Raw genomic sequence first — 17,360 nt, 5'->3', positions numbered from 1 at the left:
ACAGTAGCCCCTCAGGCTTTCTGGCCGGCACCCTCCTCGGGCTGCGCCTCGGCCTCCGACACACCCGCCGGCTCCGGTGCAGGGGCGGTGTAGAAGACGGACCTGCCCTGCTTGCTGCGCTCGGCCTGACTCTTGGCCACGAGTCCCTCGAGCGTGACCCGCACAACCTTGGTCGCGATCTGGCGCTCCGGATGGGCCTGGCCCAGCGCTGCGGAGATCTCCGCGGCGGAGCGCGGTTCCGTCGACTCGGCGAGGTGGCGCCGGATCAGCTCGACCAGGGTGGGCTGAGCCGCCTTCGTGGCACCCTCCGCCTCGGCTGCGGACTTCTTGACCGCTGCCTTTTGCGGTGCGGCGGCGGACTTGACCGCCCTCTCCTTCCCGCCGCGCGCGGCACTGGCCTTCTTCCGGGGTGAGGGCACCGCGGCACTCTCGGAAGTGGCCGCGGGCTCGGCCGACGCGTCGGTGATGCCAAGTGCCTGCCGCATGTTCACCAGCACGGTGTGGTCGTGCTGCAAGGCAGCCAACTGCTGCTGCAGGGAGGCGATGTCCGCAGTGATGCGTTCCTGCTCCTTGACGTTACGTTCGAGGTCACCGGTCACCTGAGCGGCGTACTGCGATGTCAGTTCAGTGGCGGGAGCGGTTGTCTCGGGCATGGGTGCTGACCTTTCCTCGATGAACGACCGTGCTGCGGGGCTGCACCAGACGAGGCGAGGCCCACTTCTCGGCCGGGATGTTGGCGCCCGGCAGGGGCGCCGCACGTGCCGCACGATGCTTTGGCGTACAGATGGTACGGACAAACGGCACCAGTTGTTCCGTCACGCTGCGTCTTCCTACCGCGAGCCGCCCTCCAGGCTGTCATGCCCTATGGCCACACGGCAGCGCGGCGGAAGTGTGCGTGCCTGCGGCTGGGGCAGTTGCCAGAACACCTCATCGGTCTCCCGGTTGTGATGCCATGTTCTCAGGGTGTGCGTGGTCACCAGTCGGTCGAGCAGTTCCCCGGTCTGCTGCGGAGAGTGCCCGCACAGGCGGGTGAGGATGTACATGGTGATGCTGTGTTCGGGCCGGACGTCGGTGTGCGCGGCCAGCACGAGAGCGGTCAGCCGCAGTGCGGGCGTCGTGGCCGGCAGGACCAACGGCGCGGGCCGCAGCGCCCAGTCGGCAGCACGGCAGCGGGCACGGCGGCCAGGCGCCTGGTCCAGCGCTGTGGCATCGAGCAGCCGCACCTGCCACGGCAGCGCACGCACGTCCGGCAGCTCCAGCCAGCCTGCGTGGGCCAGCTCCAGCCATACTTCGCGATTCTGGCGCATGCGCATGCCCCGCAACAGGCCCGCCGGTAGCCGGACATGGGCGCGAGTGTCGGCACGCAGCGCGCACTGCAGGGCCAGCAAGCGGGCGGCGGGAGACGCGACGCAGCCGAGCGTGGAGGCGAGGTGGGTGAGCATCTCCCGTACCCGGTGCGGCTCGTCTCCGTGCACCCGCGGCCGGGCGGGGGCTGATGCGGCCGATCGGCGAGGGCTGAGCAGGGTATCCGGCACAACGGCCGTATGGCTGGTCGCCGCCGCGCAGGCCGCGCAGGTGTCGGCCAGTCGCCAGGCGCGGCCGCTGCGGTCGCGGGTCAGCGCCAGCAGCACCCGCCCGGCACAGCCACGGTGACGCGGATGCCACACGCAGCCCCGCAGCCGACACTGGCAGCTGCGCAGGTGCGCCGGCAATGCGTCCACGCGGACATGGCAGGCCAGATGCGCCAGGGCGGCCGACCGTGCGGAGGATGCCCGCAGGGGGAAGGAGCGGGCGGTACACGAGGGGCAGACGAGTGCGGGGCCGCCCGCCTGTGGACGCAGCTCCACCGTCCAGATACGCCGCACTGCGGCATGTGCGCCACCGAACCGCATGGGCCGGTCGTCCTCCCGTCCGTCTGTTCTTGTCGTGGCGGGGGTTCACCGTGGCAGGCCCCCGAGACGGACGCACTGTAGTGCAGATTCCCGCACCGCGGATTTCACCCTCCCTCCACTCCGGCGAAAGTGCAGAAACCCGCACTGACGGGGCAGGGGTCTGCACCGTCGGATGGTCGGGTGACGATCTTGCCGCCCGACCCCGACCTCACTGCGCTGCGCGTCGTGCTCGCGCGCCTGCGGGCCGAACGCGGTTGGACCTTCGATGAACTCGCCGACCGCAGCGGTCTGGCCCGGCGCACCCTCATCGACCTCGAACACGGCCGCACCACCGGCAGTGTCACCACCTGGCACACCCTCGCCCACACCTTCGACGTACCCATCGAGCACTTCCTGGGCGCCCTTTGCGACGACCACACCCCGCCCGGCACGGCCACTTCCTGAACCCTCGCTCCGTCCCGGTGCGCACCACGCCGGGAATCACCCGATCGGGCAATCAGGAAACGAACAGCCATCCGTAGTAACGCTCATGTGTGCGGGCCCGTTGAGCCGGCCGTGGGACATACCCCCGACACGCTGCTCACGTCCGCGTGTCGCCTGGCACGGTCCGGGCCATGTGCCCCACGCCCGCACCCGACGGCCGCCACTGGGACGGCAGCCCCCGCGCTCTCCGCCGCCCCCGCCCGCTCCGGGTGACCACCACCAGCCCCAGCCACCTGCTGCGCACCGGCCAAACCGGCCGCTGCCGCCACTGCGGCAACCGCATCGACCTCTACCCGCGTTCCGACCAGCGACCCATCGCCCTGCACCCCGCCGAACTGACCGTCACCGACGTCCCCGAATCCTGCCGCTGGCACCTCAGCGGCGGCATCGCCTACCCACACGGCGACAACAGCGCCTGGTGCCGCATCCCGCATGCCGTGCTCTGCCCCCACCGCACCCCCACCTGCCAGGCCGGCCCCCGCCTCGAGGCGATCCGCCGCCAACTCGCCGTCCGCACCCGCCGCCTGATCGACACCGGGGCCCTCACCCCCGCCCCACCCGTCACCCCGCAGCCCGATGCCCCCAAGACCGACGGACCCGACCGCCCCGTCGTCCAGCTGCTGCTATGCCGCTACCTCGCCCAGCAGCGACTCGAGGACCTGCGCTGCGTCGCCCAGACCCGCCACCGCCACCGCTGCCCCCACCCCGTCCTCGCCGGCCCAGCCGGGAGGTGGAAACTGCTGCCCACCACCGCCCAGCACGGCCAACTCGCCCTGCCCGATGTCCTGATGGCCGTCTACGACCTGGGCCACCTCTCCTATGGCGAACAGCTGCGCTGGCGCACCCAGCGCTGCCCGGCACACGCCACCGCACCCGGCGCCGCCGACCTCGCCCTGGCCTACTGGGAACCCTTCGACCCCCTCCTGCATGCGGCACACATCCACACCCGCCTGCCCCATTCCTCGCCCCGCCCGCGCCAAAGGGGATGACCAGTGCCGCACCACGCCCTGGAAATCACGCTGACCCGCCCTCTGCCCCCGCCTGTCCTGCACCGCGCCGCCCGCCTGCTGCCGCTCGCCGCCAACCACGACCCCACCCGCCTGATGGCCCTCGTCGCCGCCAAGACGCCGCAGCGCGCCGCCCGCCGGCTGCGCCGCCGCCTCGGCACTCGGCTGCCCATCGACGTGATCACCACCCACTACCCGGACGCCGACCACAGCGTGCTGCTCAACATCGCCTTCCCGCCCGCTGTGCACGCCGCCCTGACCACCGGTGCCCGCCGCGCCCAGCAGACCCCCGAGCGCTTCCTGGAACTGGCCGTGCACCGGGCCCTGGCCGAGCACGCCGACCGGGAGACCGAGCGCCTCGACCACGCGGTGCGCCAACTGCTGGCCCACACCACCCCTGCCTACCTGCTGGCCGCCGTCGGGCACGCACTCGCCCGGCTCCCTGAGAGGCCCACGCCGTGAACCCCACCGACGAACAGACCGCAGCCGCTGACGCCTTCCACGCTGGCGACCACCTGGCCCTGCAGGCCGGCGCCGGCACCGGCAAGACCACCACCCTCGCCCTCCTCGCCCGCGCCACCACCCGCCGCGGCCGCTACCTGGCCTACAACCGGGCCATCGCCCAGGACGCCCGCACCCGCTTCCCCGATACCGTCCAGTGCAAGACCGCCCACGCCCTCGCCTACGCCGCCATCGGCCACCGCTACACCCGCCGCCTCAACGCCCCCCGCCGCCCGGCCTGGCAGACCGGACAAGCCCTCGGACTGACCCAAGCCGTCCGTATCGGCGACCGCGAGATCTCCCAACGCGCCCTGTCCAACGCCGCCCTGCGTACCGTCGCCCGCTTCTGCCACACCGCGGACGAGGCCATCACCCGCCACCACGTTCCCCACCTGCGCGGCCTGGACGACTCCGACCTGCATGCCCAACTCGCCGCCCACATCCTGCCGTTCGCCCGCAAAGCCTGGGCCGACCTGCAGCACTCCGACGACGGCGCAGTCCGCTTCGACCACGACCACTACCTCAAGATCTGGGCCCTCACCCGGCCGCGCATCCAAGCCGACTTCCTGCTGCTGGACGAGGCCCAGGACACCAACCCCGTCGTCGAACAGATCTTCCTGGGCCAGCGCGGCCACGCCCAACTCGTCATGGTCGGCGACTCCGCCCAGGCCATCTACCACTGGCGCGGCGCCAAAGACGTCATGACCGGCTTCGACGGCACCCAGCTGACCCTGTCCCAGTCCTTCCGCTTCGGCCCCGACCTCGCTCGGGAGGCCAACCGCTGGCTGCATTTCGCCGACGCCCCCATCCGCCTCACCGGCACCCCCGCCGTGCCCACCGAACTCGGCCCCGTCACCCAGCCGGACGCCGTGCTGTGCCGCACCAACGTCGGCGCCATGGCCCAGGTCATGACCCTCATGGCGGCCGGCTACCGGGTCGCCCTGGCCGGGGGAGGAGACAGCCTGCAGGCCCTGGCCCTTGCGGCCCGCGACCTGAAAGAGGGCCGGCGCACCCACCACCCCGAACTCATCCTCTTCCCCTCATGGGGCGACCTGCAGGACTACGCCGCCCACGACCCGGCCGGCCGCGACCTGCAGCCCCTGGTCAACCTCGTCGACACCCACGGCACCGACGCCATCCTCACCGCCGTCGCCCGCCTCGCCCCCGAACCGCACGCCCAGGTCACCGTCTCCACCGCCCACAAGGCCAAAGGACGCGAATGGCCCCGCATCCTCATCGCCGACGACTTCGCCCGGCTCGAGGACCAGACCACCGACGGACAAACAAACACCACGAGACCCCCCGATCCCATCGACGATGCCGAAGCCCGTCTGGCCTACGTAGCGGTCACCCGCACCCGCCAACGCCTTGACCTGGGCGGCCTGTCCTGGGTCCACGACCATCCCGACGGCACCCCGCCCGTCTGAACAGCCTTGGAAGAGCGGGGCCGTGCTGGTGACGCAAGTCAACGCGAAGCCGTGTAACCGATCGAAGGCCGCACCAAGACCACCCCCTCGATGCACTGCCCGAGTAGGACACGGTCTTAGGTGCGGCGGGGCCAGGAACCTGGACCTCCTGAACGAGAGCAGGGCCCCGGCCGTGAGATCACGCCAGTTCTGCCAGGTTGTGCAGGTCGTCGCGGACGAGGCGGTCGCGTTCGGGCGCATCCAGCCACCGCGCGTGGGAGCCGCGGTGGTCCTTTTTGACCCACAGCACGTCGTGCACCGTCTCGGCGACCGGACGCAGGTGGCTGATGACGGCCAGCAGTGTGTCGGTGCCGACGTGTGCGCGCAGGACCTGCAGGGCGCTGTCGAGGGAAGCGCTGTCCAGGGTGCCGAAGCCTTCGTCGAGGAAGAGGCTTTCCATGCGGGTACCGCTTCGGCCGTGCATCTCCACCAACGCGAGGGAGAGAGCGAGCGATGCTTGGAAGGTTTCCCCGCCGGAGAGGGTGCGTGAGCTGCGGCGGGTGTGGCTGGTGAGACTGACGATGTCGAAGTCGTCGGCGAAACCCAGCCGTCCGCCGGAGAGCTGCTGCAGCAGCTCACTGCCGTGCGCGAGCAAAGCACGGGTGCGCAGGTCGGTGAGGTGGCCGAGGAACTTCCCGTCCGTCATATGGGCGCTCACTGCCTGCCAGGCGGCCAGCTGGCGCTCGCCTGCAGCCAGGGCATCTGCCAGTTGTTCCTTGTGGGGGATCTGGGACTCGGCCTTCTCCGCGTCACTGAGGGCGCGTTCGGCTTCGTTGCGCAGGGTGCCGGCTTGGCTGCTCAGGCCGTCCAGGAGGGTGGGGTCCAAAGCATCCGTCGTCTCCCCGGACATCTGCAGCATCGTGGTGCTGGGGTAGGCGACCACCACCTCCTGGGCATGCGCAGAGAGCCGCGTGGTCAGCTCCGCCATGGCCGCGCGGGCCGCGGTGTCGTGTCCGTCCAGTGCCGCCAGCAGCAGCGTGCCGGCGGTTTCCAGAGCTGCGGCGTACTCCTCCGCAGCTGCAGGGTTGCTGGCCACGGTGGGGGGAGACAGTACGGGGCGTGCGGACTCCTCGATCAGTGCTGCTGCACTGGTGGCGCTGTCCGCCCAGCGCTGCAGCCGTACTTCGAGTTGATGCAGAGGGTCAGTGACCTCCCGCTGTTGGCGTCCTGCCAGTTCGCTCTGCTCGACAAGCAGCTCCTGCGCACGTGTACGCAGTTGGGTCTGCCGTCCGGCCAGTTCCTGCTGGCGGCTCTGTTCGAGACGTACTGTCTCAGCCGCGGCTGCCAGATGATCGGCGGTGGGCAGCTGCGGAGGTTGGGGCAGCGCGGTCCGTACGGGTTCAGGCATTGCGGACAGGCTTGCCAGCAGGCTGCGCTGCTCGTTCTTGAGGTGCTCGCTCCGTTTCTCAGCCTGCTCGCGGGCCTTGCCTGAGTCCCGTGTGGCTTTTTCCAGCACAGTGCGATCCGCGCCCAGCTGGGCTTCTGCCCGTGCCAGCGCACTCCTGCCGGCATCGGCTGCTTCCTGCAGCTGAACGACACGGCCATGGGCGACCTGCAGGAGGACACCGGTCAAGGTCTCCCGCTCGACGGCAGTTGGCTGTGCGCCGTCGGTCAGGCGGGCAAGGGATGTCGCGACCGCGGTCTCCAACTCCTTGGCGAACGCAGCCGGCTGGGGGTGGTCGGTGCGTGAGGCGAGTTCCATCGCCTGCTCACGCACCGCAGGAAGAGACGCTTCGAGCTGAGCGGCGGCTTCCTTGACCTGCTGCTCGTGTTCCTGCAGGGTCCGCTGAAGCCCCTCGAACTCGTGCGTGTGGCGGGCGTGTTCCCGCTCGGCGCTGCTCAGCGCGGCGGAGGCACTCTCTACCGCGGCCGCGGCTTGAGCGAGGGCTTCGTCGTCCTGCGGCTGCGGCGGCTGGTAGTCGTCGGGCAGCGGTCGGGCACAGACGGAGCAGCCGTCCCCGGGGACCAGTCCATCGCCCGCGGTGTGTGCGGCCTCCTGGCGCCGGATCCCGTCCAGCACATCCTGCGCCGCGACCACCGCGGCCCGCGCCTTCTCCGGGTCGCTACCGGGAAGATCCTGCAGGAGGGTACTGAGCCTCTTGCTGGTGGTGGCGCGGTTGGCACGCTGGAGGGCCAGTACGCCGGCTGCTTCGCCGGCGTGCCGGACGGCGGTCGTCAGTGCCTGCAGCACCTCGTTGGCGGCAGTGGCATCCTCGTCGGTGTCCTGCGCCTGTGCACCCAGCTCGGCGACGTGTGTCTCGGCGTTCTTCAGCTCGTCGGCACGCCGGGCCAGAGCCTCTTCCTCGCTCGCGAGCTCGGCCAGGAACTGGGCGTGCTCCGCCTGCCCCTGCGCAAGGGTGCTGAGCCTGCCGGGCATGTCCCCGAGAACCTGGGCGGCTGCCGCCAGGACGTCGGGAGCCAGCCCCGCTGCGACGGCCCTCTCCTGCTCGGCAGTGACAGCCGTGAGACCGTTCTGGACGGCGGTCTCGGCTGCGGCGTTGGCTTCCTGCAGCTGCTGCAGTTCTTTCTGGGCCTGCCGGACAGAGGCCGTGATGCGGCCATAGTCGGCCACGCACCGCTCGGCGAGTTCGGCAGCGGCCTTCACACTGAGGCGGGCTTGTTGCGACGTCTGTGCGGCCTCGGTCTGCAGCCGGCGCAGTTCGGCCAGCCGGTCGTCGAGGTCTGAGGCGCCGAGGAAGGCTCGTTCGTGCCGCTGCCGGTCTGCTTGGGCCTGAGCGCCCGGGTCCGCAAGCAGCCGGGCGTCTTCCTGCCGTGCCTGGCTGATGAGGTCCTTGATCCGGCTGACGGCTCCGTCGGCGAGCTTGCGTACCCGCTGCAGCTCGTCAACACCGAAGAGGGACTTCAGGATGCGGGTACGCTCGGCGTCACCCGCGTTGAGTAGATCGCCGAAGCGTCCTTGCGGCACCAGGACGGAGGATTTGAAGGTGATGTAGTCGATTCCCAGGAGTTCGCGGACGGCTGCGTCGACGGCGCGTGTGCCGTCGGTGTGCTTGCCGTTTGGGTCCGTCAGCCGTGCCTGGGTTCCGCGGGTGGCGTGGAAGACGCGGTGTGCCCGCCATTCCCGGCCGTCCACGCGGAACACGAGGTCGACGCTCATGGCCTGGCAGTCGTCGGAGCGCAGCTGGGCAGCCTGGTCGGTGAAGGAACATCTGCCGTACAGGGCGACGGTGATGGCTTCCAGGATGCTGGTCTTGCCCGCGCCGGTGTCGCCGAGGATGCCCACGAGGGTCTTGCCGGTGAAGTCGATCTCGCAGGTGCCGGGGTAGCTGCGGACCCCTGAGAAGGTCAGGCGGACGATCTTCATGAGGTGGTCTCCGTACCGCCGTGTGCGGCGCTGGTCCAGGGGGTGGCGATGGCGTCGGCGAGCAGATGCTCGGCGAGGGAGGGGGGAAGGCCGGAGTCCGGTGTGTTCAGCAGGTCTGCAAAGGCGGCCACGACCTCGTCGGCGTGCTGCCCCGGGGTGCCGGGACCGGCGAGGTAGGCGCTGAATGCCGCAGTGACGTCGAGTTGCCCGTCGTCGGCCGCATCGGCGCCCGACAGGACGGTGGCCCGGGTGGCCGCGCACTCTTCCTCGAAGTCCACCAGTACAGCGTCCGGCACCAGGTCGGCGATCCGCTCTCCGAGCCGGGGGACTGGCTCGTCGGTGCGGATGACTGCCTTGAGGTAGACGCCGGTGTACTGGGCGGCAGCGGCGCCCAGTTCCTCCAGGGTGCCGTCGAAGCGGGTCAGGCGCCGTCCGGAGCGCAGAGTGTGCGGGGTGGTGAGCGTGCGCCGGCCGGGGGCCGCGTCGACGACGGTGACGCTCTTGGTCTCCTCGCTCTCGCCGAAGTCCATCTGCAGAGGACTGCCGGCGTAGCGGGCGGGCAGGCGCCCGCTGCCGACGGGCTGGGGTTTGTGGATGTGTCCCAGGGCGCAGTAGGCGACCTGCGGCAGGGCGTCCGCGGCGGTGGCATACGGCTCGCGTGCCTCCCACATCCGCTCGCTGTAGGAGGGCACGGCGCTGGCCACGTACTGGTGGGCGGTGAACAGCAACACGTCGCGGCCGGGATCGTAACCGTCGAGCAGCCGGGCGAGCAGCCCGTCCTGCAGTTCCCGCAGACCGGCCGCGTAGACGCCCTCGGTGGTCCCGAAGCCCGGGAACAGATGCAGATAGCGGTTGGGGTGCACGTACGGCAGGGCGGCCAGGCGGATGCGCTCGTGTCCGTCGCGGCTGTCGAAGTTGAGCACGGTGCCCGGTTCCGTGTCGCCCCGGCTGTGCACGAAGCGCAGGCGGCCCTGGTCGGCGTCGGGCCGCAGCGTGCATACATAGGCCAGCAGGTCGAAGAGTTCGGGGGAGTCGTGGTTGCCGCCCAGCACCACGGTGGGTGCGATGCGCGCGAGGCTGTCGAGGCAGCGCATCGCGCGCAGGATGTCCTTGTGGGCGGGCCGGTAGGTGTCGAACAGGTCGCCGCTGTGCACGATCAGATCCGGCTGCACGGACTCCGCTATGGCGATGATCTCGGCCAGGACGGCGTCGAACTCCTCGTCCCGGGAGCGGCGCCCCAGGGTGCGGCCCAGATGCCAGTCGGATGTGTGCAGGGCTTTCATGAACGGCTCTCCTCGGTGACGGCAGGACTGCCCGATGCCCACTGCGCAGCGGCAGTTGGCGAAGTGCCGACGACTCTACAGCAGCAATCACAGGAGAAATCTGGAAAACCTTGGAATGCGGTAGGGTGGTGGTCATGCACGAGCATCTGGACGCACTCGAACAACGCATGCATCAGCTGCAGCAAGCCATGCGGCGTGCCCAACTGGCCCGTGACAGCGACCAGGTCAAACAGCTCCGTGAAGACCTGCGGCGTACCCAGCGCGCCTGGGACGCTCTCTTCGCACAGGCCGAAGAGGGCGAGGAGAACAGCACTTCCGACAGTGGCGGGAACAGCGCTCCGGCGCAGGAGGCTCCCGCAGAGCCGCAAACCCTGCTGCCCGCACGTGAACAGGTCCACCAGGTCCTGACCCTGCTCGCCGTGCCGGCCGCCCCCAAGCTCATCAGCACCGTCCACGAAGCCTTCTTCGCCGGCGGACTGGCCCCCTCCCGGCTGACCAGCCTGCGCCGCGACGAAGAACGCTCCTACCGCAGCGCCCCCGGCGCCCGCCCCTACTACCTGTGCCCGGCGCTCACCTCCGACCTGCTCTCACCCGCGCGCGGCCTGCTCACCGTCAGCACCTGGTCCTTGGAACAGCGCATCGTCGGCCCGCTCAGCGCCCGCGTCCACTTCCTCACCAGCGCCCTGAACATCGCGGACGCCGCCGAACGCCTCGACACGGCCACCCTGCCGCTGCCCGTCCGCCAACTGCTCGTGCGCTACGCCCAGAACATCCCCGGTGCCCAGCCCCCCACACCGCACCCCAGCCCGGCCGGAGCACCCCTCGACCTGACCCTGCTGCGCCGTGCCGCCGAGGACGAGCTCACCCTCCACACGGCCAGCGACACCACCACCCGCACCCAGGCCGCCGCCCGGGCCCGCAGCCAACTCGACACCGCGGCACTGCTGTTCGGAGGATCCTTCCAGTCCGCCCGCCGCCTGCGCTCCGTCCCCTGACCGCCTGCGCCCTGTCCCCGCAAGGAACATCTGTGAGTCAGCTCAACGACCGGCTCGCCGCACTGCGCGGCCCCGTCCCTGCCAAAGGGCACGACGCCCGCACCCTCGCGGCCCTGACCGCCAACCCCGGCTGCAACCGCCGAGCCCTGCTCGACGCCGCCGGCATCGACAAGGACGCCATCGCCGTCCACCTGGGCAAACCCCGCCCCCTCGCCAAGTCCTCCCTCGCTCTCAGGAGCGGAGCCACCTTCGAACAGCAGGTCAAGGCCGACGGCTGCGCCGAACTGCTGCGCCTGCTGCGTGACGTCCTGGATCTGCCGCTGCCCGAAGCCGCCCACACCGACCTCGCAGTGGTCGGCACCCAAGACGCCTCCCCCCAGGTGCGCTACATCCACACCCGCAATGCAGTCCTGGAAGCACTCCATTCCACGAGCCCCGCCCGCACGCTGCTGGACCACCCCATCCTGCAGCTGACCGTCGCCGGCCACCCGGTCTACCTCGAGCCCGACGTCGTCGCCTTCCAGATCGACGGCGTCTTCCACATCATCGAGATCAAGTCCTTCGCCGTCGTCGACCAGCAGGCGAGCGGCGCGAAGGTGGCCGCCGCCGTCACCCAGGCCGCCGCCTACGTCCTCGCCCTGCGCGAACTGCTCGCAAACGAAGGCATCGACGGCGACAGAGTCTCCCACGACGTCATCCTCGTCACGCCCCGAAACTTCACCCGCCGCCCCACCGCCAGCGTGGTCGATGCCCGCAAGAAGATCGCCGCCCTCACCCGGCAACTCAACCGGCTCACCCGCGTCGAGCCGCTCCTCGACGCGCTGCCGGCCCGCATCACGTTCGACCTCGTCCTCGATCAGGACAAGCGGCCCACCCGCGACCCCAAGGAACTCACCGCCGCCCTGCAAGCCACCACCACCCGCTACACCCCTGCCTGCCGTCATTTCTGCGACCTGGCCTACGTCTGCCGAGGCGAAGCCCGCGATGACGGATCGATCGACGTCCTGGGCAGCGACATCAGCGACGACCTCGGCGGCATCGACCACATCGGCACCGCCCTGCGCCTCGCCGACGGCACCCGCACCCCCGCCGCCGACCAGGCCGACCTGGCCGCCGCCCTCCGGCACGCCCACGCCGTCCGCACCCAACTGCGGGAGTCCGCATGAGCCGACTGTCCACCCTGCTGCGCCTTGAGGCAGCCGAGACCGAAACAGTGCAGGACGCCAGCATGGTCGGCCACTTCCACCTTGCCGAGCAGCCACTGATCTTCCTGCCGCTCAACCGCTCCGGTACCGAAGCGACCTTGCTGGCCGTCATGTTCGGCGCCGAACCGGGCCGCCCCCAGCTCCTGGTCGCACCGCCCCACGGGCGGCCCACCGCGTTCCTGGAAGAACTGGCCGGCCACATCCTCACCTACATCGAAGGCTTCCAGAGCACCGAACACCTGCCCGCCAAAGGCAAAAAGCCTGCCCGCGAGCGTCACACCCATGCCCCCCAACTCCTGGTCGCCAACCGCAGATCCCTTCCCTACGTCGGGCGGCTGGGCCGTGCCTTGCGCTTCACCGAGCCGCCCGAAGGCAGCGACCCGGCCCACAGCATCGGCCGCCTCGGCCAGTGGCTCACCTTCTTCGCCGACCACGCCGAACACCCCGGCTCCGCCCTCCTGCTGGCCCTGACCGATCTGCTGGCCACCCGCTGGATCACGGGCCAGAGCCGCCTGGAGGACGAGCATCTTGCCGCCCTCCTGGCCTGGATCGACCCTCCCCCCGGCACCACAGGCCTGCGCGCCGCCCTCGATGCCGAAAACCCCCAAGTCCCCGGTCCTGATGGCCAACTGCACCGCCCCGCCGGCCCGGCCACCGACCCCTCCTTCGACAGCCTCGAACTCGACCCCCTGCTGACGGCCTACGACAACGCCGCCAAAGAAGGCAACACCGCCGCGATGATGAGGCTCACCGACCGGCTGCACACCCTCCTGCACAACTACCTCAAGCCAACCTGGGACGACACCTGGCACGCCCTCGGCCTGCTGCGCAACCTGCCCCAGACCCACGACGCGCAGCGCCGCTGGGCCGCCGACCGCGACCGCTTCACCGCTTACACCACCTACCTCGCGGCCGACGGACGCCCCCAGCCCATCAAGGACGATCCCGTCTCCGCCGCCCGCCGGCTCGCCCGCATGGAACTGGCCCAAGGAGCCTTCGACGCCCACCGCGCTTTGGAAGACCCCTACTTCATGGCCGAGCGGCGCACCACCGGAGAAGCCGTCGCCGGCACCGTCACCGAGGTCGACGCCCACCACACCGTCCCCGGCGCCCGAAGCCCCAAACTGCGCCCCCGCCTGACCCTGCACACCACCGACCCGGTACGCCTGGACATCGGGCACCTGCTCGCCGGACCCCATAACCCCCGCGTGCACATGGCCGTGCGTGCCATCACTCCTCACGGCCAGGGCACGGACCTCCTGCTCGAGGTGAAGACGCTCACCGGCACCGTGAACAAGCCCAGGACCGACTCCGTCCCCGCCGTCGGTGATCTGCTCGAGCTGACCTTCGCCCCCGAGTTCTTCAGCCGGCCCCCGTTCCCCAGCCGGGAGAACACTCCCTGGACCCACGGCGGCCCTCAGCACAACCACCCAGCCGCCGTCCTGGAGGAGACCGAGGAGACCCAGCCGTGACCCAGCCCCCGATCCCGCCCGTGGAACTGGCCGACCAAGCGGTTACCGCCGTCCTGACCGCACTGACCGGCACCACCACGCGGCCCCTCGTCGTCGACTCGCCTCCCGGCGCAGGGAAATCGACCCTGGTCGTGCGCGCAGCCCGTGCCCTTGCCGACGCCGGCGAACAGTGCATCATCATCGCCCAGACCAACCACCAGGTCGACGACCTCCTGGTCAGCCTCGCCGATCCAGAAGCACCCCGGCTACGCCTGGGACGCCTCGCCGGGCACAACTACGAGGCACCCGAAGAAGTCCTGGCCCTGACCGACACCATCATCAGCAAAGACATCAAAGACGTCCTCGCCTGCGACGTGATCATCGCAACCGCCATGAAATGGGCGTACGTAGACGGCCCCCGCTGGAAGTGGGCCATCATCGACGAGGCCTACCAGATGCGCTCCGACGCCCTCCTGCTGATCGCCAAGCTCTTCGACCGGGCCCTCCTCGTCGGCGACCCCGGACAACTCGACCCGTTCTCCATCGTCAGCACCCCCCGGTGGACCGGGCTGCCCCACGACCCCCTCAACAACGCCGTCACCGTCCTGACGAACCACAACGACACCAATACCCACACCTTGCCCGTCTCCTGGCGGCTTCCCGCCTCAGCAGCCGGCATCGTCTCCCGGGCCTTCTACCCCTTCACCCCCTTCCAGCCCGCCACAGCCCCGGCCACCCGCGCCCTCGCCTTCACCATCAACGCCTTGCACAACCCCTTCGACCCAACCGTCGAGGAAGCTGTACGCACCGGCTGGGCCCTGCACGAACTCCCGCCCCGTCACACCGCACGCATCGACGCCGAGGCCGCCCACGCCACCGTCGCCCTGGCCTCCCGCCTCCTGGAGCGCGGAGTCGAGGCCGTCTGCGAGAAATACCCCATGGGCCGGCGCCTGCAGCCCGCCGACATCGCCATCGGCACCGCTCACCGGGAACAGGCCCGTCACATCCAGCACATCCTCAACCGCAATCCCCATGCCCGAGGAGTGCGTGCCGACACCGCCAACCGCCTGCAGGGCCGTGAGTTCGCCGTCACCATCGTGCTGCACCCCTTGTCCGGCCGCCGCGACGCCTCCGCCTTCCACCTCGAAGCGGGCCGCCTGTGCGTACTGGCCTCACGCCACCGTCACGCCTGCATCATGGTCGCCCGGGCCGGCATCGCCGACCTCCTCGACCGCCACCCCTCCAACGAGCCCGTCGCCCTCGGCGTCCCCGCCAAGTTCCCCGACGGCTGGGAAGCCCACCAGCACGTCCTCGACCACCTCTCCCAGCACCGCGTCCCTGCCGCCTGACCGCCCCGCACCGGAAGCCGCATCCTGCCCATGGCACCCACCGAGCTGACGCTGCGCCCTCACCAGAGGGACGCAGTCGCCGCAGCCACCCGGACCCTGAACCAGAATCCGCGCGCGAGTGTGATCGCTGCGTGCGGCACCGGCAAGACCCTCATCGCCGCCCGCACCACGGCCCACATCGCCCCACGGGGGAGGGCGTTGGTGCTGCTGCCGACGCTGGACCTGCTGTCGCAGACGATCCGCTCCTGGCGCACAGCCGGGCGTAAAGGCACCGCCATCGCGGTGTGCTCGGCCCGCCAGGCCCTCGACCACCAGCCGCTCGGCGCCGACGTTCCCATGACCACCGACCCCGCCGAACTGGCGGCCCTGGCCACCACGCCCTCTCCCGGGCCGGTCACGGTGTATGCCACCTACGCCTCCCTGCCCGCCGTCGTCTCCGCCCACCGCGCCCACCATCTGCCCCCGTGGGACATGGTGGTCGTCGACGAGGCCCACCGCACCGCCGGCCGCCTGGGCAAGGCATGGGCCGCAATCCACCACGACGACCAGGTCCCCGCCGCCCGCCGCCTGTACCTGACCGCCACCCCCCGCATCTGGGACGACGACCCGGGCGCCGAGGGGGCAGAGGCGGTGGCCTCCATGGACGACCCGGTCGTCTTCGGCCCCGTTGCCTACCGCCTGACCCTCTCCGACGCCATCGACCTCGGCCTGCTCGCCGACTACCAGATCCTCGTCCCGGTCGTCGACAACACCGACCTGCGCGACTGGCTGGCCACCGGACCCGGCGCCGGCGTCGACGGACTGCGCCTGGCAGGACGCCAGGTCGCCGTCCTGCGCGCTATCCACGACCACCGGCTGCGCCGCATCCTGACCTTCCACCACCGCGTCGCCGACGCCCGCGCCTTCGCCGCCACGCTGGCCGACACCGCCGCCGCCCTCCCCGCCGGCCTGAGACCGGCGGGGCTGTGGGCGGACTGGATCAGCGGCAGCCACGCCCCGCAGGTCCGCCGTCGTCTGCTCCTTGAGTTCGCCGCCCACACCGATCCCCACACACCGGCCGTGCTCTCGAACGCCCGCGTGCTGGGGGAGGGCATCGATGTACCTGCTATCGATGCCGTCGTCTTCGCCGACCCCAAGAACAGCCCCGTCGACACGGTCCAGGCCGTCGGCCGCGCCCTGCGCCAAGAGCCCGGCGCCGGCAAGAAGGCCACCCTCGTCGTTCCCGTCTACCTCACTCCCGGCGAAGACCCCGACGATCTTCTGGGCGCCGACGCCTATACCCCGCTGTGGCGCACTGTCCAGGCCCTGCGTGCCCACGACGACCGCCTCGATGCGCGGCTTGCCGACCCGCGCACCTACCGGCCCACTATGCCCTCCGCGGACCCCGATGCCTGGCTGCACTTCGACCGCCCCACCCAAGCCGAAGAAGTCGCCCTCGCCCTCTCCCTGCGGGTCCTTGCCCCCAAGAGCGCCGAATGGCGCCGCGGCCTGACCGCAGCCCGCCGATACCACCGCGCCCACCACCACTTGGACGTCCCCCAGGCCTATCAGGACCCCGTCGGCTACCCCCTGGGCCGCTGGCTGGCCTGGCAGCGCCACCTGCACACCACCGGCGCCCTCGACCCGGCACGCACCCAGGCCCTGGAACGCCTCGGCATCATCTGGGCTCCCCGTCAACAGGCCTTCGACCGCGGCCTCGCTCATGCCGCCGCCTACGCCGCCCGCCACGGCCACCTCGCCGCCCCCGTCGACGAGGTCCACGACGACTATCCCCTCGGGCGCTGGCTGGCGAGCCAGCGCACCCGCGCCAGCCGCCTCACCGCAGAACGGGCAGCTGCCCTCACCGCCCTGGACCCGTGGTGGAACCCGCCCTGGCCGATCGCCTGGCAACGGGCCTACCACGCCGCGCGCACAGGGCCGGACGAAGCCGGGACGGCGAACGCGGGGGAGTGGCTCAAGACTCAGTGGGCCCGCGCCGATGACCTGCACCCCGGGCAACACACTCTCCTGTCCCAACTGGGACGTGACCCGGTGCCTGTTCCCGGCTCGGAAGAGGGCGGCCGACTGCCCGCGCGGGAACGCGCCTTCCGGCGCGGGCTGGCCGCCGCACGGTCCTTCCTCGAGCGGGAAGGCCACCTCGATGTGCCTCAACGGCACATCGAGGCCTTCGACGGCGACCACGTGCGCCTGGGGCAGTGGCTGAGCAATGTGCGACGCCGGCATTCCGCTCTCAGCCCTCAGCGGCGGGCGGCCCTTGCCGAGCTCGGCCTGTGAGTGGGCGTCAGGCAAGCACGGGCAGCAGGATGAGCCGGATATTCGGTATTCGATAGTTTGTTCGTTTAGCCGTGTTTGTCAGTGCCGCCTTCTAAGGTGAGGCCTCATCCGTCTCAGCTGAGACGGACA

At 70.7% G+C, this 17,360-nt stretch carries 13 protein-coding genes; 9 read left to right on the top strand and 4 right to left on the bottom strand.

Translation table 11 applies throughout. The annotated features are described in order from the left end of the window. Positions 1–11 precede the first annotated feature (11 nt). Positions 12–653 carry a hypothetical protein gene (locus tag AB0N07_RS33460; protein WP_365841567.1) on the bottom strand — a complete coding sequence of 214 codons (642 nt, stop codon included), beginning with the start codon at positions 651–653 and terminating at the stop codon, positions 12–14. Positions 654–830: 177 nt separating this feature from the next. After that, a complete protein-coding gene (locus tag AB0N07_RS33455; protein ID WP_365841565.1) occupies positions 831–1,892 on the bottom strand; it encodes a hypothetical protein in 1,062 nt (353 codons plus the stop codon). A 180-nt stretch (positions 1,893–2,072) separates the two neighbouring features. Between AB0N07_RS33455 and AB0N07_RS33450 the strand changes: the two genes are divergently transcribed. The 4 genes from AB0N07_RS33450 (at position 2,073) to AB0N07_RS33435 (ending at position 5,310) form a co-directional block, all read left to right on the top strand. Beyond that, entirely contained in the window at positions 2,073–2,336 is a 264-nt protein-coding gene (locus AB0N07_RS33450) for a helix-turn-helix transcriptional regulator (protein ID WP_365841563.1), read from the top strand. 170 nt (positions 2,337–2,506) lie between these two features. Then, positions 2,507–3,364, top strand: coding sequence for a DUF6083 domain-containing protein (locus AB0N07_RS33445; RefSeq protein ID WP_365841561.1), 858 nt, complete (start codon positions 2,507–2,509; stop codon positions 3,362–3,364). Between the two features lie 3 nt (positions 3,365–3,367). After that, complete coding sequence (locus AB0N07_RS33440) at positions 3,368–3,844, top strand: hypothetical protein (RefSeq protein ID WP_365841559.1); 477 nt, start codon at positions 3,368–3,370, stop codon at positions 3,842–3,844. Continuing rightward, on the top strand, positions 3,841–5,310 hold the full coding sequence (locus AB0N07_RS33435) for a UvrD-helicase domain-containing protein (protein WP_365841557.1): 1,470 nt from the start codon (positions 3,841–3,843) through the stop codon (positions 5,308–5,310). The genes AB0N07_RS33440 and AB0N07_RS33435 overlap by 4 nt, the downstream gene beginning before the upstream one ends. Before the next feature lie 178 nt (positions 5,311–5,488). Here AB0N07_RS33435 and AB0N07_RS33430 read toward each other — a convergent pair whose 3' ends face one another. After that, positions 5,489–8,674, bottom strand: a complete 3,186-nt coding sequence (locus AB0N07_RS33430; RefSeq protein WP_365841555.1) for an SMC family ATPase — start codon at positions 8,672–8,674, stop codon at positions 5,489–5,491. Then, entirely contained in the window at positions 8,671–9,957 is a 1,287-nt protein-coding gene (locus AB0N07_RS33425) for an exonuclease SbcCD subunit D (RefSeq protein WP_365841553.1), read from the bottom strand. The genes AB0N07_RS33430 and AB0N07_RS33425 overlap by 4 nt, the downstream gene beginning before the upstream one ends. 134 nt (positions 9,958–10,091) lie before the next feature. Here AB0N07_RS33425 and AB0N07_RS33420 point away from each other — a divergent pair, with 134 nt between their 5' ends. The 5 genes from AB0N07_RS33420 to AB0N07_RS33400 are packed head-to-tail and all read left to right on the top strand — an operon-like array spanning position 10,092 to position 17,231. Beyond that, positions 10,092–10,952, top strand: a complete 861-nt coding sequence (locus AB0N07_RS33420) for a hypothetical protein (RefSeq protein WP_365841551.1) — start codon at positions 10,092–10,094, stop codon at positions 10,950–10,952. Between the two features lie 32 nt (positions 10,953–10,984). Then, positions 10,985–12,118: a hypothetical protein gene (locus AB0N07_RS33415; protein ID WP_365841549.1), complete on the top strand. Its 1,134-nt coding sequence runs from the start codon at positions 10,985–10,987 to the stop codon at positions 12,116–12,118. Then, positions 12,115–13,629 carry a hypothetical protein gene (locus AB0N07_RS33410; protein WP_365841547.1) on the top strand — a complete coding sequence of 505 codons (1,515 nt, stop codon included), beginning with the start codon at positions 12,115–12,117 and terminating at the stop codon, positions 13,627–13,629. Before AB0N07_RS33415 ends, AB0N07_RS33410 begins: the two co-directional genes overlap by 4 nt. After that, positions 13,626–14,957: an AAA domain-containing protein gene (locus tag AB0N07_RS33405; protein ID WP_365841545.1), complete on the top strand. Its 1,332-nt coding sequence runs from the start codon at positions 13,626–13,628 to the stop codon at positions 14,955–14,957. The genes AB0N07_RS33410 and AB0N07_RS33405 overlap by 4 nt, the downstream gene beginning before the upstream one ends. A 30-nt stretch (positions 14,958–14,987) precedes the next feature. Next, positions 14,988–17,231 (top strand): Helicase associated domain protein, encoded by a 2,244-nt coding sequence (locus AB0N07_RS33400; protein ID WP_365841543.1) that lies wholly within the window; start codon positions 14,988–14,990, stop codon positions 17,229–17,231. Positions 17,232–17,360: the final 129 nt, after the last annotated feature.

This window comes from Streptomyces sp. NPDC051172 (assembly GCF_040682555.1).
In the GTDB taxonomy this organism is placed as follows: Bacteria; Actinomycetota; Actinomycetes; order Streptomycetales; family Streptomycetaceae; genus Streptomyces.
The sequence above is the reverse complement of the archived record's forward strand: the minus strand, read 5'-3'. Positions and strand labels throughout refer to the sequence as shown.

Coding starts and splice junctions, on each gene's coding strand:
- AB0N07_RS33445 (WP_365841561.1), top strand. CDS start 2,507: ATGTGCCCCACGCCCGCACCCGACGGCCGCCACTGGGACGGCAGCCCC.
- AB0N07_RS33420 (WP_365841551.1), top strand. CDS start 10,092: ATGCACGAGCATCTGGACGCACTCGAACAACGCATGCATCAGCTGCAG.
- AB0N07_RS33460 (WP_365841567.1), bottom strand. CDS start 653: ATGCCCGAGACAACCGCTCCCGCCACTGAACTGACATCGCAGTACGCC.
- AB0N07_RS33425 (WP_365841553.1), bottom strand. CDS start 9,957: ATGAAAGCCCTGCACACATCCGACTGGCATCTGGGCCGCACCCTGGGG.
- AB0N07_RS33410 (WP_365841547.1), top strand. CDS start 12,115: ATGAGCCGACTGTCCACCCTGCTGCGCCTTGAGGCAGCCGAGACCGAA.
- AB0N07_RS33430 (WP_365841555.1), bottom strand. CDS start 8,674: ATGAAGATCGTCCGCCTGACCTTCTCAGGGGTCCGCAGCTACCCCGGC.
- AB0N07_RS33400 (WP_365841543.1), top strand. CDS start 14,988: ATGGCACCCACCGAGCTGACGCTGCGCCCTCACCAGAGGGACGCAGTC.
- AB0N07_RS33455 (WP_365841565.1), bottom strand. CDS start 1,892: ATGCGGTTCGGTGGCGCACATGCCGCAGTGCGGCGTATCTGGACGGTG.